The organism is Massilia violaceinigra (assembly GCF_002752675.1).
GTDB classification, from domain to species: domain Bacteria; phylum Pseudomonadota; class Gammaproteobacteria; order Burkholderiales; family Burkholderiaceae_D; genus Telluria_A; species Telluria_A violaceinigra.
Genome location: NZ_CP024608.1, coordinates 208,325 through 233,086, shown reverse-complemented (window position 1 = coordinate 233,086; position 24,762 = coordinate 208,325). Strand labels below are relative to the sequence as shown.

The 24,762-nt window shown below is 62.4% G+C and carries 20 protein-coding genes; all 20 read left to right on the top strand.

Features of this window, described 5'->3' with window-relative positions; all coding sequences use genetic code 11:
* Positions 1–393 precede the first annotated feature (393 nt).
* Positions 394–3,501, top strand: a complete 3,108-nt coding sequence (locus CR152_RS01025) for a DEAD/DEAH box helicase (RefSeq protein ID WP_167399985.1) — start codon at positions 394–396, stop codon at positions 3,499–3,501.
* A gap of 89 nt (positions 3,502–3,590) precedes the next feature.
* Positions 3,591–4,751 carry a PAS domain-containing sensor histidine kinase gene (locus CR152_RS01020; protein ID WP_229413237.1) on the top strand — a complete coding sequence of 387 codons (1,161 nt, stop codon included), beginning with the start codon at positions 3,591–3,593 and terminating at the stop codon, positions 4,749–4,751.
* A 71-nt stretch (positions 4,752–4,822) separates the two neighbouring features.
* Positions 4,823–5,506, top strand: coding sequence for a response regulator transcription factor (locus tag CR152_RS01015; protein WP_099872997.1), 684 nt, complete (start codon positions 4,823–4,825; stop codon positions 5,504–5,506).
* 240 nt (positions 5,507–5,746) lie between these two features.
* Positions 5,747–6,448: a transposase gene (locus CR152_RS01010; protein ID WP_099872995.1), complete on the top strand. Its 702-nt coding sequence runs from the start codon at positions 5,747–5,749 to the stop codon at positions 6,446–6,448.
* A 224-nt stretch (positions 6,449–6,672) separates the two neighbouring features.
* Positions 6,673–11,421, top strand: coding sequence for a glutamate synthase-related protein (locus CR152_RS01005; RefSeq protein ID WP_099881874.1), 4,749 nt, complete (start codon positions 6,673–6,675; stop codon positions 11,419–11,421).
* Between the two features lie 69 nt (positions 11,422–11,490).
* A complete protein-coding gene (locus tag CR152_RS01000; protein ID WP_099872993.1) occupies positions 11,491–12,954 on the top strand; it encodes a glutamate synthase subunit beta in 1,464 nt (487 codons plus the stop codon).
* Positions 12,955–13,297: 343 nt separating this feature from the next.
* Entirely contained in the window at positions 13,298–14,101 is an 804-nt protein-coding gene (locus CR152_RS00995; protein ID WP_099881872.1) for an ABC transporter ATP-binding protein, read from the top strand.
* An 8-nt stretch (positions 14,102–14,109) separates the two neighbouring features.
* On the top strand, positions 14,110–14,877 hold the full coding sequence (gene mlaE, locus CR152_RS00990; protein ID WP_370663842.1) for a lipid asymmetry maintenance ABC transporter permease subunit MlaE: 768 nt from the start codon (positions 14,110–14,112) through the stop codon (positions 14,875–14,877).
* Positions 14,878–14,927: 50 nt separating this feature from the next.
* Positions 14,928–15,395 (top strand): outer membrane lipid asymmetry maintenance protein MlaD, encoded by a 468-nt coding sequence (mlaD, locus tag CR152_RS00985; RefSeq protein WP_099872988.1) that lies wholly within the window; start codon positions 14,928–14,930, stop codon positions 15,393–15,395.
* 4 nt (positions 15,396–15,399) lie between these two features.
* Positions 15,400–16,284, top strand: a complete 885-nt coding sequence (locus CR152_RS00980; protein ID WP_099872986.1) for an MlaA family lipoprotein — start codon at positions 15,400–15,402, stop codon at positions 16,282–16,284.
* Positions 16,285–16,353: 69 nt separating this feature from the next.
* Entirely contained in the window at positions 16,354–16,992 is a 639-nt protein-coding gene (locus tag CR152_RS00975) for an MlaC/ttg2D family ABC transporter substrate-binding protein (protein WP_099872984.1), read from the top strand.
* 1 nt (position 16,993) lies between these two features.
* On the top strand, positions 16,994–17,290 hold the full coding sequence (locus CR152_RS00970; protein ID WP_099872983.1) for an STAS domain-containing protein: 297 nt from the start codon (positions 16,994–16,996) through the stop codon (positions 17,288–17,290).
* A gap of 149 nt (positions 17,291–17,439) precedes the next feature.
* Positions 17,440–18,381 (top strand): ABC transporter ATP-binding protein, encoded by a 942-nt coding sequence (locus tag CR152_RS00965; RefSeq protein WP_099872981.1) that lies wholly within the window; start codon positions 17,440–17,442, stop codon positions 18,379–18,381.
* Positions 18,378–19,142, top strand: coding sequence for an ABC transporter permease (locus CR152_RS00960; protein ID WP_167399858.1), 765 nt, complete (start codon positions 18,378–18,380; stop codon positions 19,140–19,142). The genes CR152_RS00965 and CR152_RS00960 overlap by 4 nt, the downstream gene beginning before the upstream one ends.
* A gap of 15 nt (positions 19,143–19,157) precedes the next feature.
* Entirely contained in the window at positions 19,158–19,394 is a 237-nt protein-coding gene (locus tag CR152_RS00955) for a BolA family protein (protein WP_073222979.1), read from the top strand.
* A 14-nt stretch (positions 19,395–19,408) separates the two neighbouring features.
* Complete coding sequence (gene murA, locus CR152_RS00950; RefSeq protein ID WP_099872979.1) at positions 19,409–20,659, top strand: UDP-N-acetylglucosamine 1-carboxyvinyltransferase; 1,251 nt, start codon at positions 19,409–19,411, stop codon at positions 20,657–20,659.
* Between the two features lie 20 nt (positions 20,660–20,679).
* Positions 20,680–21,357, top strand: coding sequence for an ATP phosphoribosyltransferase (gene hisG, locus CR152_RS00945; protein WP_099872977.1), 678 nt, complete (start codon positions 20,680–20,682; stop codon positions 21,355–21,357).
* A gap of 13 nt (positions 21,358–21,370) precedes the next feature.
* Positions 21,371–22,693: a histidinol dehydrogenase gene (gene hisD, locus CR152_RS00940; protein WP_099872975.1), complete on the top strand. Its 1,323-nt coding sequence runs from the start codon at positions 21,371–21,373 to the stop codon at positions 22,691–22,693.
* Positions 22,690–23,505, top strand: a complete 816-nt coding sequence (locus CR152_RS00935) for a DNA-methyltransferase (RefSeq protein ID WP_099872973.1) — start codon at positions 22,690–22,692, stop codon at positions 23,503–23,505. Before hisD ends, CR152_RS00935 begins: the two co-directional genes overlap by 4 nt.
* 153 nt (positions 23,506–23,658) lie before the next feature.
* Entirely contained in the window at positions 23,659–24,753 is a 1,095-nt protein-coding gene (hisC, locus tag CR152_RS00930; RefSeq protein WP_099872971.1) for a histidinol-phosphate transaminase, read from the top strand.
* Positions 24,754–24,762: the final 9 nt, after the last annotated feature.

The following is a 24,762-nucleotide window of genomic DNA, read 5'->3' as shown; positions in this document are numbered from 1 at the left end:
CAGCCAGGCAAAATAGGCTATGTCACTTACCTGATTGCTCCAGCCCCTTCCTGTAATTGAGGATCGGTTGTTTGTGAGTTGGTCGGTCCGCAATCGCTTCCTCCAAGCGCTCGCTTGAGCACCACTCCTTCTCCAAACCACCGAACATTTGCCGTTTTCCCGGCATGCCATGTGCGGGCGGTCGGCAGACACTTCTGCCTGATTTTTCAAAAATCCGTTGCATACGTTTTCCAACCGGCGCTTACCCTTGCAGCATGAACGCCATCCCTGGGGCCATGACCCGCACAAACAAGCTCCCCTGCGTGCGAAAGAGAACAGAACACAAGCGTCTTTATGTCGGATAATATCGGGTGTTATCGTCTTCGATATTGCCCTTAAGAACACATGCACACGATGGATTTAACGCGCGACGAACCCCGCGAAGGACGCCCTGCCACCGCTGCGCCGCACGCCACGGCGTCGGCCTTGCCGGCGCCGATCGCCAGCTGGCTGCAACGGGTCGAGGCTGCCGCCCACCCGCAGCCCAAGCTCGACCTGGAGGTCAAGGATCCCAAAGTCGCCCAATACAAGTTCGTCTATGTCCTGGCCCCGACCAGCGGCGGCCGCCACGTGGCCCTGTGCCTGTGCAAGGCGCGCCTGCGCCCGAACGGCGAAGTCGCTGCCGCCAGCCCGGTCAGCGAAGTGTTTTCCCTGCTCTCGGCCCCGCCCGCCTACCTCGAAGGCGACGACGAAGACCTGGTGCGCTTCTTCATCGCCATGCGCAGCGGCGCGGCGTCCCAGGGCGGCAGCGCGACCGAACCGAAAGGCAAGGTCGGCGCCATCCTCCTGCAAATGTTGCTGGAACAAGACAAGCTGCTGTGGGCGAATTCCTGGGCCGACATGGCCAACGGCCTGATCTACCCACTCCAGGCCGGCCCCGTGCGTGAAGCCAACCTGGTCTGGCGTGAGGAAGGCCGCACCGCGCGCCTCGGCTGGCAAGTCCAGCCCGCCAGCGGCGCGACCCACACCGCCGCCGACCAGATCGATTACATGCTGCCGACCGATCCGCCGTGGTACATCGACAATCTGTCCTGCGGCGCGCTCGCGCTCAACCGTGGCGGCGTCGATATTTCCCTGGCCGACTTGCAGGCGCTGGTGGCGCAAGCCCCGGCGCTGAGCGGCAACGATAAAAAACGCGTCTCGCAACTGTTGCTGGCCCATGGCCTGCAGCAACTGATGCCCCTGCCGCAGCCGCTGATCCAGCGCCTGCGCGACGACGTCAAGCCGCGTCCGCACCTGCTGCTCGACAGCGTGCCGCTGGCCGATGGCTCGCACCAGCGCTGGCACGATTATGCGGTGCTTTCCTTCGATTACGACGGTGAGCGGGTCGCGTTCGATCCGGCCCAGCGCGTTGTGCGCCAGGTGGGCGACGTGACCGAAGTCATCGCCCGCGATATCCCGGCCGAGGCCGCCTCTCTGGAAGAACTCACCGCCCTTGGTTTCCGCAAACCCGGCACGCCGCCGCTCAACGCCCTGGCCGGCGCCCAGCAGCTGGAAAGCCAGGCGCACTGGCTGCGCTTTGCCGAAGGCGACCTCGCCGGCCTGATCGAGGCCGGCTGGCATGTGCAGAAATCCAACAAATACCGCTACGACGTTGTCGCGGTGGAAGATTGGTACGCCGAGATCGACGAGCCGGCCGAAGCGGGCAACGCCTGGTTCGAGCTGGAGCTGGGGATCGTGGTCAACCAGAAACGCGTGCCGCTGCTGCCGGTGCTGGTCCAACTGATCCGCAGTGCCCCGAGCGACTTCGATCCCGAGGTACTGGCGGCGCACGCCGACGCCGACCAGATGCTGGCCACCCTGCCCGATGGTCTGCGCGTGGCGCTGCCCTGGGGCCGCCTCAAGCCGATTCTCAACACGCTGGGTGAACTTTATTTCAGCGACAAGATCAAAAACAAGGTCAGGCTCTCGACCCTGGATGCGGGCCGGCTCGAAGAACTGGCACGCGGAACCGCTTTGCGCTGGTTTGGCGGCGAGCAGTTGCGCGAAACCGGCCGTAAGCTGAGCTTGTTCGGTTCCGTGCAAAAAGTGGCGCCTCCGGTGGGGCTCCAGGCGACCCTGCGCGATTACCAGGCAGATGGCCTGGCCTGGATGCAGTTCTTGCGCGAGTACGACCTGGCCGGCATCCTGGCCGATGACATGGGCTTGGGCAAGACGGTGCAAACCCTGGCCCACATCCTGATCGAGAAGGAAGCCGGCCGCCTGACCCATCCGGCCCTGGTCATCGCGCCCACCAGCCTGATGACCAACTGGCAGGACGAAGCGGCCCGTTTCGCGCCCGACTTGCGCGTGCTGCTGCTGCAAGGAAAGGAGCGCCTGGAACAGTTCGACAAGATCGAGGAAGTCGATCTGGTCCTGACCACCTATGCCCTGTTGCCGCGCGATGAAGAAAAGCTGCGCGAGCACGAGTTCCACCTCGTCATCCTCGACGAATCGCATTACATCAAGAACACGCGCTCCAAGGCGGCCCAGAGCGCCGGCCTGCTCAAGTCGCGCCACCGCCTGTGCCTGACCGGCACCCCGCTGGAAAATCACCTGGGCGAGCTGTGGTCGCAATTCCATTTCCTGCTGCCGGGTTTGCTGGGCGATGAAAAAACCTTCAACAGCCAGTTCCGCCACCCGATCGAGCGCCAGGACGATCCGCTGCGGCGCGCGCTGCTGAACCGCCGCATCCGTCCCTTCCTGCTGCGCCGGACCAAGGACAATGTGGCCAAGGAATTGCCGCCGAAAACGGAAATGGTGCGCAAGGTCGAATTGTCGGGTGCCCAGCGCGACCTGTACGAAACCGTGCGCCTGGCGATGGACAAGAAAGTGCGCGACGAGATCGACAAGAAAGGCGTGGCGCGCAGCCAGATCGTCATTCTCGAAGCCTTGCTCAAGCTGCGCCAGGTGTGCTGCGATCCGCGCTTGGTGAAAGCCTTGCCCGCCAAGAAGAAAGACAGCGGCTCCGCCAAACTGATCGATCTGATGCAGATGGTCGACGATTTGCTCGAAGAAGGCCGCAAGATCCTGGTGTTCTCGCAATTTACCAGTATGCTGGCGCTGATCGAGGAAGAGCTCAACGCGCGCCGCATTCCGTATGCCTTGCTCACCGGCGATACCAAGGACCGCGCGGCCCAGGTCGCCGCCTTCCAGCAGGGCGCGGTGCCGATTTTCCTGATCAGCCTGAAAGCGGGCGGTGTCGGTCTCAACCTGACCGCCGCCGATACCGTGATCCATTACGATCCGTGGTGGAACCCGGCCGCCGAAAACCAGGCCACCGACCGTGCCTGGCGCATCGGACAGGACAAACCGGTGTTCGTGTACAAGCTGATCGCCAAGGGGACCCTGGAAGAAAAGATCCAGTTACTGCAGCAAAAGAAATCCGATCTGGCCCAGTCCATCCTGGCGGAAGGCGAGTCGCAAAAAATGAGTCTGACGCAGGAAGACCTGCAAGCCATTTTCGCGCCGCTGGAGGAGTAAGGTCCTCTGATTTTGGTTCATATACTTTCCTGCAACGTTGGCGATATACTAGCGGAGTATTGGTTTTGAACAGGTAAAGAAAGCGTTCCATGAATATCGGTGGCGGTGAGGGAAGCAAGGGAATCGTGACTTCCGGCGACATTGTGCTCATGGAACAGTTTCGTGCCATCGCCGAGTTGCGTGGCGACGTCGCCTGGATCGTGGACTGTGCATCGGGCACGCTGTCGTACATCAGCCCGTCCGTGCGTGACATGCTGGGATATGCGCCTAGAGATTTCATCAGGCAACTTTCCGGCCACGATGCGGCGTCGCCGCTGGCCGCCTTGTGCACGGGCTTGCCCGAGCGTCTGGCCCGTTTTGCGGCAGGCGATCAAAGCCGGCGCGCGCTGTTGCGCCACTTTGAGCAGGTGCGTCCGGATGGCAGCACGGTCCCGCTCGACGTGCGCTCCACTTTGTTGACGGATGCCGACGGCAAGCCCAGCGCCCTGGTCGGCGTGCTGATCGATACCAGTGCCGAGCGGGAACGTGCAGAACAGCAGCGCCGCTTCGCCAGCATGCTGAACCATGAATTCCGTACGCCCTTGTCGACCATCGACGGCGCCATCCAGCGCCTCGAAGCGACCGGAACCCAGGCTGACGAGCCGACCCGCCTGCGTTACCGCAAGATCCAGGCGGCCGTGGATCGACTGATCGGCATGCTCGACGAGTACCTGTCGCCAGAACGCATGGACGAGATCGGCGGTACGCGCCCGCCCGACACGGTTGTGCCGGAACTGCTGCTGCGCGAAGCGGCGGCCCGAATCGTCGCGGCGGGCGGCAGTGCGCAGGTCGAGTGCAGCGGCTTGCCGCCCTCGATCCGGGCTCAGCCAAACGGCTTGCGCCTGGCGTTGAAAGTGCTGGTGGATAACGCGTTGCAATATTCGCCGCCCGGGCAGCCGGTCATCCTGGCCGGTCACGGTACCGCGGACGGCATCGAACTATCGGTGCGCGATCACGGCGAGGGCGTGCCCGACTCGGAGACCGGCGCGATTTTCGGCAAGGCATTTCGTGGAAGTAACGCAGTGGGCCAAGGGTCCGGTTTGGGGCTGTATATGGCGCGGTCCGTGATCGAGGTACATGGGGGAACCATCGGCGTTCAAAATGTGGCACCATCAGGCGCCTTGTTCAAAATCTGGCTGCCCGTACAACGCGCTGCGGGGAAAAGAGTTGCGCCAGAAGGGTGCAGCAGTGATAATTCCGCTAATCAATAGACAAGGGAAGGCGCCGCGCGCAAATAAGGAAACGATGCACGGGGTAATGAAATGAATAAAATGGCCAACCCATGACGCAGATATTGATTGTTGAGGACAACGGCGACTATGCCGGCGATATGGCGGAGTTCCTGACGGAGCTCAACCATGAAGTGATGGTCGCGACCACCGCCGCCGAGATGTGGGCCGCCCTGACCAAGGTTCCGACCGCCGTGGTCGTGCTCGATCTCGGCCTGCCCGATGAAGATGGTTTCAATGTCATTCCACGCATGCGCCAGCTGTATCCGGAAATCGGCTTGCTGGTGCTGACCGGCCGCGTCGCCTTTGACAACCGCATTCTCGGCCTGCGCCTGGGCGCGGACCATTACCTGACCAAGCCGATCAAGTTTCCGGAACTGGCCGCCCATATCGAGGCGCTGGACCGGCGCGTGCGTCCGCCCGAGCCGGCGGCTCAGCTGCCGAGCAAGTGGACCTTGCGCGTCAGTGCGCGCCAGCTCGAACTGATGGGGGCGGTGATCGACCTGACCGAAAAAGAGTGCAATTTCCTGCACCTGCTCACGCTCAACACGCGTCCCGTGCCGCGCCAGGTGATCGTGGCCGGCATGGGCGGCGACGATCCCGACGCCAGCCGCCGGGTCGACATGCTGGTTTATCGCCTGCGCAAGAAAGCCCGTTCAGGCCTCGGGCAGGATTTGCCGCTGCGCAGCGCCTACGGCGAAGGCTACAGCCTGTCCGCCGGTTTCACGCTCGCGTAACCGGTTACATCGCTCACGGAACGGGCGAAAACAGGCTTCCCGTATTCTTGCTGGAAAAAAGCGTCAATGAAGATTCCTACCGAACTGCTGTTGGAGATGAGCGGGAACTCTGGAACTCAGCATGTCTCCTCATAAAATGGGGACATAGCCACCCCTGATAATCATGAGCCTGTTTTTAATCAGGGACAGAGTCATGATAATTCAGTAAAATGCCGCGGTCCGTCCCTTTATCATACCGCCATGGCCCGCCTTCCCCGTCTCGTTCTCCCCAACCAGCCGCACCACATCATCCAGCACGGCAACGACCGCCAGCTGATTTTTCGCGACAGCGAGGATTACCAGCGCTTCCTCGGCTGGCTGAAGGAAAGCGCCAGGGAATTCAAGGTCGCCATCCACGCCTACGTGCTGATGCCCAACCACCTGCACCTGCTGGCCTCCCCCTCGACGGTGGAAGGCCTGGCGCAAACCATGCAGCGGGTCGGCCGCTATTACGTTCCCTGGTTCAACGCCAAGTACGGCCGCAGCGGCAGCCTGTTCCAGGGGCGCTTCAAAACCTCGCTGATCGATGCCGCCGCCTATTTCCTGTTCTGCAGCCGCTATATAGAACACAACCCGGTGCGCAGCGAGCTGGTGTCCGATCCCGTGAATTACCCCTGGTCGAGCTACGCCCACCACGCCGGCGCCCAGCCCGACAGCGTCATTACCGACCACGCGCTCTACTGGGCACTGGGCAACACCCCCTTCCAGCGCGAAGCCGCGTACATCGAACTGAGCCGGCCGGCCCTCACGCGCGAGCAGCTGGACCAGATCAACGCCGCCGTGCTCAAGGGCTGGCCGCTCGGTTCCGATGCCTTTAAGACAGAATTGCAACACCGCGCCAAACGGCAGGTACTGCCTGCCAAGCGGGGACGACCGTTCAAGATCAAGGCTCCGGCCTCCTGAAACGCCCGATGGGCGTTTTTTTTCGCCTGCCAGAAACGGCGAAAACCGTTGTTCCAGCTAAGCGGAACGCATAAACCAGAAAAGCTCATCACTGTGTCCCTATTTAATTTTCGGAGCGACGCTGGCGCAAATAATTCGACTCTGACCCTAATTAATCCTATTGCCGATTCTGCTGCATTGCACTAATCTTGGTCTTCGACTTTCAAAAGCTGTGGAGAATGCGCATGATTGCCCAAGGTTTGTACGATCCGTCCAATGAACACGATGCCTGCGGCGTCGGTTTCATCGCCCACATCAAGGGCAACAAGAGCCACTCCATCATCGAGCAGGGCTTGTTGATCCTGAAGAACCTCGATCACCGGGGCGCCGTCGGCGCCGACAAGCTGATGGGCGACGGTGCCGGCATCCTGATCCAGATTCCGGACCAGTATTTCCGCGACGAGATGGCGAAACAGGGCGTGGAACTGCCTCCGCCGGGCGAATACGGGGTCGGCATGGTGTTCCTGCCGAAAGAAAATGCATCCCGCATCGCTTGCGAGCAAGAAATTGAACGCGCCGTGCGCATCGAAGGCCAGGTCGTGCTCGGCTGGCGCAATGTGCCGCTCGACGACACCATGCCGATGTCGCCTACCGTGCGCGGCAAGGAACCCGTGATCCGCCAGATCTTCATCGGCCGCGGCCCGGACATCATGGTCACCGACGCGCTCGAGCGCAAACTCTACGTGATCCGCAAGTCGTCCGGGCACGCGATCCAGGCGCTGAAACTGCTCCACGGCAAAGAATTCTTCGTCCCATCGATGTCGGCGCGCACCATCGTCTACAAGGGCTTGCTGCTGGCCGACCAGGTCGGTGTCTATTACAAGGACTTGCAAGACCCGCGCTGCATCTCGGCGCTGGCGCTGGTGCACCAGCGTTTCTCGACCAACACGTTCCCGGAATGGCCGCTGGCCCACCCGTACCGCCTGATCGCCCACAATGGCGAGATCAACACCGTCAAAGGCAACTTCAACTGGATGCGCGCGCGCGAAGGCGTGATGAAGTCGGCCGTGCTGGGCGAAGACCTGCAAAAGCTGTTCCCGCTGATTTATGAAGGCCAGTCCGACACCGCCTGCTTCGACAACGCCCTCGAACTGCTGATCATGGCCGGCTACCCGATCGCCCAGGCCATGATGATGATGATCCCGGAAGCCTGGGAAAATCATACGATGATGGACGACAACCGCCGCGCCTTCTACGAATACCACGCCGCGATGATGGAACCGTGGGACGGCCCGGCCGCCATGGCCTTCACCGACGGGCGCCACATCGGCGGCACCCTGGACAGGAACGGATTGCGGCCTGCCCGGTATATCGTCACCGACGACGACCTGGTCGTGATGGCGTCCGAATCGGGCGTGCTGCCGATTCCGGAATCGAAAATCATCCAGAAATGGCGCCTGCAGCCGGGCAAGATGTTCCTGATCGACCTGGAAGCGGGCCGCATCATCGATGACAAGGAACTGAAAGACACCTACGCCAACGCCAAGCCCTACAAGGCGTGGATCAACTCGGTGCGCATCAAGCTCAACGAGATCAAGCTCAAGGAAAGCCAGCTCGGCCAGAACCGCGCCAAGGATGGCGCCCATCCTGGCGCAGCGGCCCAGGGCGAAAAAGCCCCGGCCTCCGTGCTCGACCGTCAGCAAGCCTTCGGCTACACCCAGGAAGACTTGAAATTCCTGATGGCGCCAATGGCCGTGCTGGGCGAAGAAGCCACCGGTTCGATGGGCAACGATTCGCCGCTGGCGGTCATGTCCAACAAGCTCAAACCCCTGTACAACTATTTCAAGCAACTGTTCGCGCAAGTAACCAACCCGCCGATCGACCCGATCCGCGAAGCCATGGTCATGTCGCTGGTGTCGTTTATCGGACCCAAGCCGAACTTGCTCGATACCAACAACGTCAACCCGCCGATGCGCCTCGAAGTGTCGCAGCCGGTGCTCGGTTTCGACGACATGGCGCGCCTGCGCAACATCAGCGCCCACACCGGCGGCAAGTTCAAGTCGTATGAGCTGAACATTTGCTACCCGGTCGCCTGGGGCAAGGAAGGCATCGAAGCCTCGCTCGCCTCGCTGTGCGCGGAAGCCGTGGACGCGGTCAAGTCCGGCCACAACATCCTGATCGTGTCCGACCGCGCCGTCTCGGCCGAACAGGTCGCCATTCCGGCCCTGCTGGCTACCTCCACCGTGCACCAGCACCTGGTCGGACGCGGCCTGCGCGCCTCCACCGGCCTGGTCGTGGAAACCGGCTCGGCCCGCGAAACCCACCACTTCGCCCTGCTGGCCGGCTACGGCGCCGAAGCCGTGCACCCGTACCTGGCCATGGAAACCCTGGTCGAAATGGCCCAGGGCATGACCGGCGAGATGTCCGGCGACACCGCCATCTATAACTACACCAAGGCCGTCGGCAAGGGCTTGATGAAGGTGATGTCCAAGATGGGCATCTCGACCTACATGTCCTACTGCGGCGCGCAAATCTTCGAAGTCATCGGCCTGAACAAGTCGCTGGTCGACAAGTACTTCAAGGGCACGTCGTCGAACGTCGAAGGCATCGGCGTGTTCGAGGTGGCCGAGGAAGCCCTGCGCCTGCACACCCTGGCCTTTGGCAACGACCCGCTGTTGCTCGACGCCCTCGACGCCGGCGGCGAATACGCCTTCCGCGTGCGCGGTGAAGAGCACATGTGGACGCCGGATGCGATCGCCAAGCTGCAGCACTCCACCCGTAGCAACAATTTCTCGAGCTACAAGGAGTACGCACAAATCATCAATGACCAGAGCCGCCGTCATTTGACACTGCGCGGCCTGTTCGAGTTCAAACTCGATCCGACCAAGGCCATTCCGCTCGATGAAGTCGAACCGGCCAAGGAAATCGTCAAGCGCTTCGCCACCGGCGCCATGTCGATGGGCTCGATCAGCACGGAAGCCCACGCCACCCTGGCCATTGCCCTGAACCGCATCGGCGGCAAGTCGAACACGGGCGAAGGCGGCGAAGATCCGTTCCGCTACACCAAGGAATTGAAAGGCATCAAGATCAAGCAGGGCGAAACGATGGCCTCCGTCATCGGCGAACAGAACGTGGTGGTCGATATTCCTTTGCAAGAAGGCGATTCCCTGCGTTCGCGCATCAAGCAAGTCGCTTCGGGCCGCTTCGGCGTCACCGCCGAGTACCTGAACTCGGCCGACCAGATCCAGATCAAGATGGCGCAGGGTGCAAAACCTGGCGAAGGCGGCCAGCTGCCGGGCCACAAGGTGACCGAATACATCGCCAGCCTGCGCTTCTCGGTGCCGGGCGTGGGCCTCATTTCGCCACCGCCGCACCACGATATTTACTCGATCGAAGATCTGGCGCAATTGATTCACGACCTCAAGAATGCCAATCCGCGCGCTTCGATCTCGGTCAAGCTGGTCTCGGAAGTGGGCATCGGCACGGTGGCCGCGGGCGTGACCAAGGCCAAGGCCGATCACGTAGTGGTCGCTGGCCATGACGGCGGCACGGGCGCATCGCCATTGTCGTCGGTCAAGCACGCCGGCACGCCGTGGGAACTGGGCCTGGCCGAAACCCAGCAAACGCTGGTGCTCAATGGCTTGCGCAGCCGTATCCGCGTGCAGGCCGACGGCCAGATGAAAACCGGACGCGATGTGGTCATCGCCGCCATGCTGGGCGCCGACGAGATCGGCTTCGCCACGGCGCCGCTGGTGGTCGAAGGTTGCATCATGATGCGCAAATGCCACCTGAACACCTGCCCGGTCGGTGTTGCGACGCAAGATCCTATTCTGCGCGCCAAGTTCTCGGGCAAACCTGAGTACGTGGTCAACTATTTCTTCTTCGTCGCCGAAGAAGCGCGCCAGCTGATGGCCCAGCTCGGCATCCGCAGCTACGACGAACTGATCGGCCGGGTCGACCTGCTCGACAAATCGAAAGCCATCAGCCACTGGAAAGCCCGTGGCCTGGATTTCTCCAACATTTTCTATCAGCCGGTGGTGCCGGTGGGCGGCGCAGTGCGCCAGGTCGAAGAGCAGGATCACGGCCTGGAAAAAGCGCTTGATCACAAGCTCATCGCCCAGGCCAAGGCGGCGCTGGAAAAAGGCGAGCGCGTTTCCTTTATCTCGCCGGTGCGCAACGTCAACCGTACCGTCGGCACCATGCTGTCGGGCGAAGTGGCCAAGCGCTACGGCCACGCCGGTTTGCCGGACGACACCATCCACATCCAGCTGCAAGGCACGGCCGGCCAGTCCGCCGCCGCCTTCCTGGCGGCCGGCATCACCCTGGATCTGGTGGGTGAGGGCAACGATTACGTCGGCAAGGGCTTGTCGGGCGGACGCATCATCGTGCGTCCCAATACCGAGTTCCGCGGCTGGGCGGTCGACAACATCATCGTCGGCAACACAGTGCTGTACGGCGCGATTGCCGGCGAAGCCTTCTTTAATGGCGTGGCGGGCGAACGCTTTGCCGTGCGCAACTCCGGCGCCACCGCGATTGTCGAAGGCTGCGGCGACCACGGCTGCGAATACATGACCGGTGGCACGGTCGTGGTGCTGGGTGCGACGGGCCGCAACTTTGCGGCGGGCATGTCGGGCGGCGTGGCCTATGTCTACGATCCGCTGGGCGACTTCGAGAAGAAATGCAACACCGCCATGGTCAACCTGGAGCGCGTGCTCAGCACCAAGGAACAGACCGACCGCGCCGGCTGGCACAGCCAGAGCCGCGGCAGCGACCGCGAGTCGGATGAAGCCATCCTCAAGCGCCTGATCGAACGCCACTTCAAGCACACGGGTTCGACCCGTGCGCGCAACCTGCTGGACGACTGGGCGACCGGACGCGCCAAGTTCGTCAAAGTGTTTCCGACCGAGTACAAACGGGCGCTGGAAGAACTGCACAACAGCAGCATGGAAGAAGCGAACGACAAGATCGATGCGGTCGCCAAGATTGCGGCATAAGAGCGTCGCTTAAGACGGCCCGCGCGGGCACCCGCTGCCCGCGCCCTACTGAATACAAGGAAAAACATCGTGGGTAAAATTACCGGCTTCATGGAATTCAAGCGTCAGGACGAGGGGTATCTCGAGCCCGGCGCGCGCGTCAAGAACTACAAGGAATTCGTGCTGCACCTGAGCGATCCGCAAGCGAAAGTGCAGGCGGCGCGCTGCATGGATTGCGGCATCCCGTTCTGCAACAGTGGCTGTCCCGTGAATAACATCATCCCCGACTGGAACGATCTGGTTTTTCACGGCAACTACCGCGCCGCGCTGGAAAACCTGCATTCGACCAATAACTTCCCCGAGTTCACCGGCCGCGTCTGTCCTGCGCCGTGCGAGTCGGCCTGTACCCTGGGCATCATCAGCGATCCGGTCGGCATCAAGTCGATCGAACACAAGATCATCGACACCGGCTGGGAGCACGGCTGGGTGGTGCCGCAGCCGCCGGAAAAGCTGACCGGCAAGAAAGTGGCCATCATCGGTTCCGGTCCGGCCGGCCTGGCGGCGGCGCAGCAACTGGCGCGCGTCGGCCACGCCGTCACCGTGTTCGAGAAGAGCGACCGCATCGGCGGCCTGCTGCGCTACGGCATTCCCGATTTCAAAATGGAAAAGACCCACATCGACCTGCGCGTCAAGCAGATGGAAGCCGAAGGCGTGACTTTCCGCACCAGTGTGCTGGTCGGCAAGGACTTCCCGGCCACGGTGAATAACTGGGCCAAGGAAACGATTTTCCCGGAAGACCTGGAAAAAGACTTCGACGCCATCATCATGGCCGGCGGCGCCGAACAGCCGCGCGACTTGCCGGTACCAGGGCGCGAGCTCAAGGGCGTGCATTTCGCAATGGACTTCCTGCCGCTGCAAAACAAGGTCAACGCCGGCGACAAGCTCAAGGACCAGATCAAGGCGAGCGGCAAGAATGTGGTCGTGATCGGCGGGGGCGACACGGGTTCCGACTGTGTCGGCACCTCGAACCGTCACGGAGCGCTGTCGGTGGCCCAGTTCGAACTGATGCCCCAGCCGCCCGAGCAGGAAAACAAGCCGCTGGTCTGGCCTTACTGGCCGACCAAGCTGCGCACCTCGTCCTCGCACGAAGAAGGGTGCGAGCGCGACTGGGCGGTGGCCACCAAGCGCTTCGAAGGCAAGGGCGGCAAGGTCGACAAGCTGATCGCCTGCCGCGTGGAGTGGAAAGACGGCAAGATGATCGAAGTGCCGAATTCCGAATTCGAGATGAAAGCCGACCTGGTGTTGCTGGCCATGGGCTTTGTCTCGCCGGTGCAACAGGTGCTCGATGCCTTCGGCGTTGAAAAAGATGCGCGTGGCAACGCCAAGGCCACCACCGATGGCGACGGCTGCTATGCCACGTCGGTGCCGAAGGTGTTCGTGGCCGGCGACATGCGGCGCGGCCAGTCCCTGGTGGTGTGGGCAATCCGCGAAGGCCGCCAGTGCGCGCGCGCCGTCGATGAATTCCTGATGGGCGAATCGGTCCTGCCGCGCTAGCCGCTTGCCACTACCCCGTCGTTCCTGCCACTGGCAGGAACGACGGCTCGTAAGCAAGCGGTAAATGTGTCTCTTTTTTGACCGATTTCGCTGCCCTTATATGCATGAAGTAATGTAAAGTTACATAAACGCATTGTTGAATAATGGAAAGAAGTTCGCCTTCGTACCAATCCCCTCTGCACTGCAATCCCAACAAAAACAAGCACTTACGCACGGAAATATCTGACCCGCCGTTCAGTAGTGTTGTATTCTCACCTCGCGCACCCATGATCGATCGGGGGGGCGTCAGCAGAGATTGCCCTTTCTGCACTACAATACGGCATTCCCAAATATGAACAGCGCCGTGCCTAATCTTGTCGAAATCCGCGATCTACATTTTTCTTACGGTGACCGTTCGATCTTGTCGAACCTCCGGATGGACTTCCCACGCGGAAAGGTCGTGGCCGTCATGGGCGGCTCCGGCTGCGGCAAGACCACGGTGCTGCGCCTGATCGGCGGGCAGATCCGCCCGCAAAAGGGCACGGTCACTGTCGCCGGCGAAACCGTCCACCAGCTCGATACCGACGGCCTGTACCGCCTGCGCCGCAAGATGGGCATGCTGTTCCAGTTCGGCGCGCTGTTTACCGACCTGAGCGTGTTCGAAAACGTCGCCTTCCCGCTGCGCGAACACACCGACCTGCCCGAGGAACTGATCCGCGACCTGGTGCTCATGAAGCTCAACGCGGTCGGCCTGCGCAATGCCGCCAAGCTCAAACCGGCCGAGATTTCCGGCGGTATGGCGCGCCGCGTGGCGGTTGCCCGCGCCGTCGCGCTCGACCCGGAACTGATCATGTACGACGAACCCTTCGCCGGCCTCGACCCGATCTCGATGGGCGTCACCGCCAACCTGATCCGCAGGCTCAACGATGCGCTCGGCTCCACCTCGATCCTGGTGTCGCACGATGTGCACGAATGCTTTGCGATCGCCGATTATGTGTACTTCATGTCCGCCGGGAAGATTGTTGCCCAGGGTACGCCGGCCGACATGCGCGTCTCGGAAGACCCTTACGTCAAGCAATTCGTCAACGCCGCGCCGGATGGCCCGGTACCCTTCCATTACCCGGGCAAGTCGCTGGCCGAGGACCTCGGCCTGGGGGAACGCACGTGATCGTTAATATGCTCGCTTCCGTCGGCCGTGCCGTGCGCGAAAATATCGCCAGCGTCGGTTTTGCGACGCGCTCGTTTTTCACCCTGCTCGGCGTGACTCCGGGCGCACTGCGCCGTCCTGGCCTGATTTCCGAACAGATCCATTTCATCGGCAACTATTCGCTGGTGATCATCATCGTCTCCGGCTTGTTCGTCGGCATGGTGCTCGGCTTGCAGGGTTACATCACCCTCACGCCTTACGGCGCCGAACAGAAGCTCGGCCAGGTGGTCGCGCTGGCGCTGGTGCGCGAACTGGGGCCGGTCGTCACCGCCCTGCTGTTCGCCGGCCGCGCCGGTACCTCGCTGACCGCGCAAATCGGCCTGATGAAAGCCGGCGAGCAGCTCTCGGCCATGGAAATGATGGCGATTAACCCGATCCAGCGCGTGCTGGCACCGCGTTTCTGGGCTGGCGTCATTGCGATGCCGATCCTCGGCACCATCTTCAGCGCCGTCGGCGTGGTGGGCGGCTATCTGGTCGGCGTGCAGCTGATCGGCGTCGATGAAGGCGCCTTCTGGTCGCAGATGCAAGCGAACGTGGATGTGCAGCACGACGTCGTCAACGGCATCATCAAGAGCTTCGTGTTCGGCATCGCCGTCACCTTCACCGCGCTGTTCCAGGGCTACCATGCCCAGCCGACGCCGGAAGACGTGTCGCGCGCCACCACCCGTACCGTCGTGATCGCGTCGCTGACCGTCTGGGGTCTGGACTTCGTGATGACCGCGATGATGTTTAACTAAATACATGAAACTGGCGCAACGCAGCCGCATAACAAGAGTTAGGAAATCACATGCAACGTAAATCCATCGACGTCTGGGTCGGCCTGTTTGTTCTGCTGGGTCTGGCAGCGCTGCTGTTTCTGGCCCTCAAGGCCGGGAATATGAGCACATTGTCCTTCGGCAAGACTTACCTGGTCACGGGCAAGTTCGACAATATCGGCGGCCTCAAGCCGCAGGCGCCGGTGAAGAGCGCCGGCGTGGTGGTGGGGCGCGTGGGCGATATCAAGTTTGATGACAAAACTTATCAGGCGCTGGTAACCTTGGAACTTGAGACGGGCTATAACTTTCCCAAAGATAGCTCTTTGAAAATCCTGACGGCGGGCCTGCTCGGTGAACAGTACATCGGTATTCAAGCAGGCAGCGACGATGCCAACAAGCTGGTCAATGGTGACCGGATTAACAGTACCCAATCTGCCACCGTGCTGGAAGACCTGATCAATCAGTTCATCTACAGCAAGGCGGCTGACGGAAAGGAATAGAGCAATGACATTACCGAAGCCGAACCGCGCCCTGAACTGGCGCGTCAGCGCTGCCGCCCTGGTGGCCATTGCCACCCTGAGCGGTTGCGCCACCAACAATCCGCGCGACCCGCTCGAGCCATTCAATCGCACGGTGTTCAAGTTCAACGACGCGATCGACCAGGCTGCGCTGAAACCGGCCGCCACCGCCTACAAGAAAGTCGTGCCGAGCTTCATGCAGACCGGCGTGAACAATTTCTTCGGCAACCTGTCCGATGTCTGGACCGGCGCGAATAACTTGATGCAAGGCAAGGGCGAACAAGGCATGTCCGACTGGACCCGCGTTGCCCTCAACTCGACCTTCGGCATCGGCGGCCTGTTCGACATCGCTTCCGAAGCGGGCTTGAAAAAGCACAATGAAGATTTCGGCCAGACCCTCGGCTACTGGGGCGTGCCAAGCGGCCCGTACCTGATGCTGCCGCTGCTGGGCCCGTCCACCGTGCGCGACACCAGCGGTTTGCCGGTCGACATGGCCGCCAACGGCTGGTCTTACGTCGATCCATCCTCGACCCGCAACATCGGCACCGCGCTGCGTGTGATCGATGGGCGCGCCAACATCCTGGACGCCTCGAACCTGATGGAAGAAGCCGCACTCGACCGTTACGAATTCATCCGCGACGGTTTCCTGCAGCGCCGCCAGGGCCAGGTGTTCGATGGCGAATCCTCGCGCAAGGCCCTGAAAGCGTCCAAGGACGAGCCGGCCGACGCGAAAAGCATCCGCGCCGCCTATGCCGATGATGATGCCGCGCCGGCCGCCACGGCGACCGCGCCGGCGCCGACGCCGGCTGTCGCACCGGCGCCGACGCCGGCTGTCGCACCGGCTGTGTCATCCGAAACGCCCTCGAAGTAGTTAACCGCTAAACTGGACCGTCATCGGACGGTTCAGCCGGTTTGAACACAACCTTATCGAAAAGAGCTTATGAAACTGATTAAACAACTTATCGCCCTCGCGACCGTGGCCATCGCCACCAGCGCCACCGCTGCCGCTCCTGCCGAAGCGCCGGATGCGCTCGTCAAACGCATCAGCGCCGACGTGATCGATACCGCCAAAGCCGACAAGGATATCCAGGCCGGCAACCAGAAAAAGGTCATGGACCTGGTCGAAAGCAAGATCTTGCCGCACGTCGACTTCCAGCGCATGACCCAGCTGGCCGCCGGCCGTGCCTGGCGCGATGCCACCCCGGAACAGCAAAAGCAACTCTCGAACGAGTTCCGCACCCTGCTGATCTTCACGTACTCGGGCGCGCTGTCGCAGATCAAGAATGAAACCGTCGAGTTCAAGCCGCTGCGCGCCGCGCCGGAAGACAAGGAAGTCGAAGTGCGTTCGCAAGTGAACGTCGCGCGCGGCGAGCCTGTCACCCTGAACTATCGCCTGGCCCAGAGCCCGACCGGCTGGAAGATTTTCGACATCAACGTGCTGGGCGCGTGGTTGGTGGAAACCTACAAGGGCACCTTCGCATCGGAAATCAACAAGTCCGGCATCGATGGCCTGATCAAGACCCTGGCCGAGCGCAACAAGAAGCTGGCCGCCAAGCCGCTGGCCAAGCCAATCAAATAAGATGGTTCAAACCAACAAGCTCGAGAACATCGATACCCTGACCGTGCACAACGCCAAGGCGGCACTGGTGCAGGGTTTCGATGCGATCAATGCGGGCCAGACCGTGTTCGATTTCGGCTCCGTCAAGGTCGCCGATTCGTCCGCGGTCGCGGTCCTGCTCGCATGGCAGCGCGCCGCGCGCACCGCCGGCGTGGTCCTGTCCTATGTCAATCTTCCGGTCAGCCTGAAAAGCCTGGCCGCGCTGTACGGCGTCGATGCCTTCCTGGTGGACACTCCCGCCAACCTGCACCACCATTGATCCTGCCTTCGGGGAGGCGCATCCGCCTCCCCACTCCCCCTGCCTGTAACTCCGGGCAACTCTGTTTCCTCCGATTTCCCCTATAATTGACGGCTCACCCCGCAATGTCCGTGCATGCTGTATAGACATTTGCTCACTCAAAAAGACGCATGACAGCGATTCAAATTACCAACGTCGAGAAAAGCTACAAGGCCCTCAAAGCCTTGGGTGGCGTCTCCCTGACGATTGACGAAGGCGAGTTCTTCGGCCTGCTCGGACCGAACGGGGCCGGCAAGACCACCCTGATCTCCACCATCGCCGGCCTGATCCGCCCCGATGCGGGCACGGTCGCCATTCACGGCCACGATGTCGTCACCGACTTTCGCGAAGCGCGCAAGAAGCTCGGCGTGGTGCCGCAGGAACTGGTGTTCGATCCCTTCTTCACGGTACGCGAAACCTTGCGTCTGCAGTCGGGCTACTTCGGCCTGAAAAACAACGACAAGTGGATCGATGAGGTCATGGGCAATCTGGACCTGACCAACAAGGCCGATGTGAACATGCGCGCGCTCTCGGGCGGCATGAAGCGGCGTGTGCTGGTGGCCCAGGCCCTGGTCCACAAGCCGCCCGTGATCGTGCTCGACGAGCCGACCGCCGGTGTCGACGTCGAACTGCGCCAGACGCTGTGGAAGTTCATTTCGCGCCTGAACAAGGAAGGCCACACCGTGGTCCTGACCACCCACTACCTGGAAGAAGCGCAAGCCATGTGCCAGCGCGTGGCCATGCTCAAGGGCGGCAAGGTGGTCGCGCTCGACACCATGTCGGCCCTGATCCGCCGCATCTCCGGCTCGCAGCTGATCGTGCACCTGGCCAGCGGCAGCCTGCCGGACGACCTGCGCCACCTGGTGTCGCACGATGAACATGATGATGGAAACGGCAGCGGCAGCGGCAGCGGCAGCGGCATGAAGTACAGCCTGCGCGTGAACGAATACGGCGAAGTCGAACAGATTCTGGCACGCCTGCGCGAAGCGGGCGCCGTCATCGACGAAATGCAGCTGCAGCAGGCCGACCTGGAAGATATCTTCCTGCAGATTATGGACAAGGGCGCGCTATGAACATGTTCTCGGTGGGCTTCCAGACCCTGCTCTACAAGGAAATGCTGCGCTTCTGGAAGGTGGCCACGCAAACCGTGGCCGCGCCGGTGCTGACGGCCATGCTGTACCTGCTGATCTTCGGCCACGTGCTCGAAGGGCACGTCAACGTGCGCGGCGTGAACTACACCGCCTTCCTCATTCCCGGCCTGGTGATGATGAGCGTGCTGCAGAATGCCTTCGCCAATTCCTCGTCCTCGCTGATCCAGTCCAAGATCACCGGCAACCTGGTGTTCATCTTGCTGCCGCCGCTGTCGCACTGGGAGATTTTGTCGGCCTACGTGCTGGCCTCCGTGGCGCGCGGCCTGACCGTCGGCGCCGGCGTGTTCATCGCCACCGTGTGGTTCGCCAAGCTCTCGTTCGCCGCGCCCCTGTGGATCCTGGCGTTCGCGCTGCTCGGCGCCGCCATTCTCGGCACCATGGGCGTCATCGCCGGCATCTGGGCCGAAAAATTCGACCAGCTGGCCGCCTTCCAGAACTTTTTGATCATGCCCGCCACGTTCCTCTCCGGCGTGTTCTACTCGATCCACTCGCTGCCGCCATTCTGGCTCACCGTGTCGCACTTCAATCCGTTTTTCTACATGATCGACGGCTTTCGTCACGGCTTCTTCGGCCAGTCCGACGTCTCGCCGTGGACCAGTCTTGCGATCGTGTCGGCCTTCTTCGCGGTACTCGCGGGTATCGCCATCAACCTGCTCAAGCGCGGCTACAACCTGCGCCACTAATCAGAGGAATTTATCGTGGCTACCACACCAGAACTCATCCACGGCTACATCAGCGCCGGTCTCGAATGCACCCACCTCGAAGTGGAGGGCGACGGCCAGCACTTCACCGCCGTCATCGTCTCGCCGGCGTTTGCCGGCAAGCGCCCGATCCAGCGCCACCAGATCGTCTACGCGGCGCTGGGCGACCGCATGCGCGAAGAAATCCACGCGCTGTCGATGAAAACGCTCACCCCCGAAGAATACCAAGGATAAAAGGATAAATAAGCATGGACAAGCTCCAAGTGGTCGGAGGCAAGCGCCTCGAAGGGGAAATCGTCATTTCGGGCGCCAAGAACGCGGCCCTGCCGATCCTGTGCGCCGGTTTGCTCACCTCGGGAAACCTTGAACTGTCGAACGTGCCGCGCCTGCACGACGTCAAGACCATCCTCAAGCTGCTGGCCCAGACCGGCCTGGCGGTGTCGCAGGACGACGAGCGCGTCACCCTCAACGGCAGCGCCATCACCACGCTGGAAGCGCCCTATGAGCTGGTCAAGACCATGCGCGCCTCGATCCTGGTGCTCGGCCCCCTGCTGGCGCGCTTCGGCGAAGCCAAGGTCTCGCTGCCGGGCGGCTGCGCCATCGGTTCGCGTCCGGTCGACCAGCACATCAAGGGCTTGCGCGCGCTCGGAGCCGAGATCACTATCGAAGGCGGCTACATCTACGCCAAGTGCAAAAAGCTCAAGGGCGCGCGCATCCGCACCGACATGATCACCGTCACCGGCACCGAAAACCTGCTGATGGCGGCGACCCTGGCCGAAGGCGAAACGGTCCTGGAAAACGCCGCGCGCGAGCCGGAAGTGACCGACCTGGCCAACCTGCTGGTCGCCATGGGCGCGAAGATCGAGGGCATCGGCACCGACCGCCTGGTGATCCAGGGCGTGGCCGAACTGCACGGCGCCAAGCACGCGGTCATTTCCGACCGCATCGAAGCGGCCACGTTCCTGTGCGCGGTGGCGGCCACCGGGGGCGACATCCTGCTCAAGAATACCCGCACCGACTACTTCGACGTGGCGCTCGACAAGCTGCGCGACATCGGCCTGGTGATGACCATGGGTCCCGCTTCGATCCGCGCGCAGATGGGCGGCCGTCCCAAGCCGGTGTCGTTCCGCACCACCGAATACCCGGGCTTCCCGACCGACATGCAGGCCCAGTTCATGGCGGTGAACACCATCGCCTCGGGCGCGAGCCGCATCACCGAGACGATCTTCGAGAACCGCTTCATGCACGTGCAGGAAATGAACCGCCTCGGCGCCTCGATCCAGACCGAGGGCAACACCGCCCACGTCAAGGGCGTGGACCGGCTGGTGGGCGCGCCCGTGATGGCGACCGACCTGCGCGCGTCGGCCTCGCTGGTGATCGCCGCCATGGCCGCGCAAGGCACCACCATCATCGACCGCATCTATCACCTCGACCGCGGCTACGACCGCATGGAAGTGAAGCTGTCGGCGGTGGGCGCCAACATCGTCCGCATCAAGTAAAGAAGCCAGAGAAAATATCGATGAGTACATTCAGTAACCCGGCCAATTCCCTGATCCTGGCGTTGTCGAAAGGCCGCATCTTCGACGACACCATGCCGCTCCTGGCGGCGGCCGGCATCACCGTCACCGAAAATCCGGAGACCTCGCGCAAGCTGATTTTGGCGACCAACGATCCGCACGTGCGCGTCATCATCGTGCGCGCGTCGGATGTGCCGACCTACGTGCAGTACGGCGCTGCCGATTTCGGCGTGGCTGGCAAGGATGTCCTGCTCGAGCATGGCGGTGAAGGCTTGTACCAGCCGATCGACCTGAACATCGCCAAATGCCGCATGTCGGTGGCTGTGAACGCCGGCTTCGACTACGACAAGGCAGTGCGCCAGGGCGCGCGCCTGCGCGTGGCCACCAAGTTCGTCCAGACCGCGCGCGAGCACTTCGCCGCCAAGGGCGTGCACGTCGACCTGATCAAGCTGTATGGCTCGATGGAGCTCGCTCCCCTGGTCGGCCTGTCGGACGCGATTGTCGACGTGGTTTCCACCGGCAGCACCCTGCGCGCCAACAACCTGGTCGAAGTCGAAGAGATCATGGACATTTCCTCGCGCCTGGTCGTCAACCAGGCCGCGCTCAAGCTCAAGCGAGAGCGTTTGCAACCGATTCTCGAGGCGTTCGAACGAGCGTCGCGATTGAACAACCAAGCTTAAACATCACACTATCATGACCATTCAGATCCGCCACCTCGACTCCGCCCAGCCGGACTTCAAACAACGCCTCGAAACCCTGCTGGCCTTCGAAGCGTCCACCGATGAAGCGATTGAAAAATCGGTGGCGGCGATCCTGCATGATGTCAAACACCGGGGCGACGCCGCCGTCCTCGAATACACCAACAAATTCGACCGCATTCCCGGCGGCGCCGCCAGCATGGCCGCCTTCGACGTGCCGCAAGCCGAACTGCAGGCCGCGTTGCGCGCCCTGCCGGCGGCCCAGCGCGTGGCGCTCGAAACGGCGGCCGAACGGATTCGCATATTCCACGAGCGCCAGAAGGAAGAACTGCGCGGCTTTACCTACACCGAGCCGGACGGCACGGTGCTGGGCCAGAAAATCACGCCGCTCGACCGGGTCGGCATCTACGTCCCGGGCGGCAAGGCGGCGTATCCGTCGTCGGTGCTGATGAATGCCGTGCCGGCCAAGGTGGCCGGGGTGGCTGAAATCATCATGGTGGTGCCCACGCCCGACGGCGTGAAGAACCAGATGGTGCTGGCCGCCGCCGCGATCGCGGGCGTCACGCGCGTGATCACCATCGGCGGCGCCCAGGCAGTGGGCGCGCTGGCCTACGGCACCGCCACCATCGCCCCGGTCGACAAGATCGTCGGTCCCGGCAACGCCTACGTGGCCGCGGCCAAGCGGCGCGTGTTCGGTACCGTCGGCATCGACATGATCGCCGGGCCGTCCGAAATCCTGGTGCTGTGCGACGGCACCACCGACCCGGACTGGGTCGCGATGGACCTGTTTTCGCAGGCCGAACACGACGAACTGGCGCAGGCGATCATGCTGTGCCCTGATGCCGACTACATCGCCAAGGTCGAAGCGAGCATCCACAAGCTGCTGCCGACCATGCCGCGCGCGGGCACCATCCGCACCTCGATGACCGACCGCGGCGCGCTGGTCAAGGTGCGCGACATGCAGGAAGCGTGCGATATCGCCAACGCCATCGCCGCCGAGCACCTGGAGATTTCGGCCGAGGACCCGCAGCAGTGGGCCGACCGCATCCGCCACGCCGGCGCCATGTTCCTCGGGCGCTTTTCGTCCGAGTCGCTGGGCGACTACTGCTGCGGCCCGAACCATGTGCTGCCGACCTCGCGCACGGCGCGTTTTTCGTCGCCGCTGGGCGTGTACGACTTCCAGAAGCGCTCGTCCGTCATTTTCGTGAGCGAAGCGGGCGCGCAAACGCTCGGCAAGGTCGCGGCCGAACTGGCGTACGGCGAAGGCTTGCAGGCGCACGCCCGCAGCGCTGAACTGCGATTGCGACCGGCGGCATGAGCGACTGGCTCAATCAGGTATTTTGCGAGGATGCGCTGGCCGGACTGGCGCGCATCCCGGACGGTTCCATCGACCTGATTCTGACCGATCCCCCGTATAACCTCGGCAAGGACTACGGCAACGACTCCGACCAGCAAAGCGTGGCCGATTACCTGGCGTGGACCGAGCAATGGATTTCGAAGGCGCTGCCCAAGCTCAAACCCAACGGCAGCCTGTACATCTTTTTGACGTGGCGCTTTTCGCCCGAGATTTTCGTCATGCTCAAGCAGCGCATGACGATGATGAACGAGATTATCTGGGACCGGCGGGTACCGTCGATGGGCGGCAGCGTGCGAAGTTTCAGTTCGGTGCACGACACGATCGGTTTCTTCGTCAACCGCAAGGATTACTACTTCGACCTGGACGCGGTGCGTATTCCCTACGACGCGGCGACCAAGAAGGCCCGTTCGCGCTCGATTTTCGTCGGGGCGAAGTGGCTCGAAGTGGGCTACAACCCCAAGGATTTGTGGAGCGTGTCGCGCCTGCACAAGGAACACCCTGAGCGGGCCGATCATCCGACCCAGAAGCCGCTGGAAATCATCGAGCGCATGGTCAAGGCCTCGTGCCCGCCGGATGGCGTGGTGATGGATTTGTTCATGGGCAGCGGCACCACGGCCATGGCGGCCAAGCGCTGCGGTCGCAATTTCGTCGGCTTCGAGCTCAATGCCGCGTACTGCGAAATTATTGCAGCGCGACTGGCGTCGCCGCCGGAGCAGGAAATGGTCAAGAAGCGCAAGCCGGCCAAGAAGACTGTGCAGGCTGAAAATGCATAGCGTCGTTCCCACTACAACTACCGCCACCACCACCGCCAGCGCCATCGTTCCCGCGCAGGCGGGAACCCAAGTTCGTACCGAAGCCATTAGCGGCTCGACAAACTTGGGTTCCCGCCTGCGCGGGAACGACGATAACTTAAGGAGCAAAGCAGCATGAGTTTCATCGACACGCTGATCGCCAACACGATCCGTCCCGAGGTCCAGGCCGACCATGCCTACGTCGTCCCCGACGCCGACGGCTACATCAAACTCGACGCGATGGAGAACCCATACTCGCTGCCTGCCCACCTGCGCGAAGAACTCGGCCATCGCCTGGCCGCCGCGGTCCTGAACCGCTATCCGCTGCCAAGCAACGCCACGCTCAAACACAAGATCTGCACCCGTCTGGGCGTGCCGGACGGTTACGACGTCATCCTCGGCAACGGCTCCGATGAACTGATCTCGATCATGGCCACCGCCGTCGCCGGCGGCGCGCGCCGTCCCGTGATCCTGGCGCCCACGCCCGGCTTCGTGATGTTCTCGCGTTCCGCCATGCTGGCCGGCGCCGACTTCGTCGGCGTGCCGCTGCGCGCCGACATGACGCTCGATAAAGCCACCATGCTCGCCAAAATCGCCGAGCACAAGCCCGCCCTGGTGTTCCTGGCCTACCCGAACAACCCGACCGGCAACCTGTTCGACCCGGCCGAGATGGTCGAGATCATCCGCGCCGTCGGCGACACCGGCATCGTCGTCGTCGACGAAGCCTACGGCCCGTTCGCGCGCACCTCCTTCATGGAGCGCCTGCCCGAGTTCGAGAACATGGTCGTCATGCGCACCGTCTCGAAACTGGGCCTGGCCGGCATCCGCCTGGGCTACATGGCGGCCGCGCCCAAGCTGCTGGCGCAGTTCGACAAGGTGCGCCCGCCGTACAACATCAATGTGCTGACCCAGACCGCCGCCGAATTCGCGCTCGATCACCTGGAGGCCCTGAACGACCAGGCCACCCTGCTGATCGCCGCGCGCGAACAGCTGGCGGCCGACCTGGCCGCGCTGCCCGGCGTGACGGTATTTCCGTCGGCCGCCAACTTCCTGCTGGTGCGCCTGCCCGATGCGGATGCGTCCTGCGCGCGCCTCGACGCGGACAAGGTCATGATTAAAAATGTGAGTAAAATGCACGGATTGGGCGGATGCATCCGCGTGACCGTGAGCACACCTGAAGAAAATGCCATTTTCCTGGATGCCATCAAGGCATCGCTGACTTCGCACTAACCGAGCCTC

Coding starts and splice junctions, on each gene's coding strand:
- CR152_RS00980 (WP_099872986.1), top strand. CDS start 15,400: ATGACATTACCGAAGCCGAACCGCGCCCTGAACTGGCGCGTCAGCGCT.
- CR152_RS01020 (WP_229413237.1), top strand. CDS start 3,591: ATGAATATCGGTGGCGGTGAGGGAAGCAAGGGAATCGTGACTTCCGGC.
- CR152_RS00965 (WP_099872981.1), top strand. CDS start 17,440: ATGACAGCGATTCAAATTACCAACGTCGAGAAAAGCTACAAGGCCCTC.
- CR152_RS00970 (WP_099872983.1), top strand. CDS start 16,994: ATGGTTCAAACCAACAAGCTCGAGAACATCGATACCCTGACCGTGCAC.
- hisC (WP_099872971.1), top strand. CDS start 23,659: ATGAGTTTCATCGACACGCTGATCGCCAACACGATCCGTCCCGAGGTC.
- CR152_RS01025 (WP_167399985.1), top strand. CDS start 394: ATGGATTTAACGCGCGACGAACCCCGCGAAGGACGCCCTGCCACCGCT.
- CR152_RS01005 (WP_099881874.1), top strand. CDS start 6,673: ATGATTGCCCAAGGTTTGTACGATCCGTCCAATGAACACGATGCCTGC.
- CR152_RS00960 (WP_167399858.1), top strand. CDS start 18,378: ATGAACATGTTCTCGGTGGGCTTCCAGACCCTGCTCTACAAGGAAATG.
- CR152_RS00935 (WP_099872973.1), top strand. CDS start 22,690: ATGAGCGACTGGCTCAATCAGGTATTTTGCGAGGATGCGCTGGCCGGA.
- CR152_RS01010 (WP_099872995.1), top strand. CDS start 5,747: ATGGCCCGCCTTCCCCGTCTCGTTCTCCCCAACCAGCCGCACCACATC.
- CR152_RS01015 (WP_099872997.1), top strand. CDS start 4,823: ATGACGCAGATATTGATTGTTGAGGACAACGGCGACTATGCCGGCGAT.
- hisG (WP_099872977.1), top strand. CDS start 20,680: ATGAGTACATTCAGTAACCCGGCCAATTCCCTGATCCTGGCGTTGTCG.
- murA (WP_099872979.1), top strand. CDS start 19,409: ATGGACAAGCTCCAAGTGGTCGGAGGCAAGCGCCTCGAAGGGGAAATC.
- hisD (WP_099872975.1), top strand. CDS start 21,371: ATGACCATTCAGATCCGCCACCTCGACTCCGCCCAGCCGGACTTCAAA.
- CR152_RS00975 (WP_099872984.1), top strand. CDS start 16,354: ATGAAACTGATTAAACAACTTATCGCCCTCGCGACCGTGGCCATCGCC.
- mlaD (WP_099872988.1), top strand. CDS start 14,928: ATGCAACGTAAATCCATCGACGTCTGGGTCGGCCTGTTTGTTCTGCTG.
- mlaE (WP_370663842.1), top strand. CDS start 14,110: ATGCTCGCTTCCGTCGGCCGTGCCGTGCGCGAAAATATCGCCAGCGTC.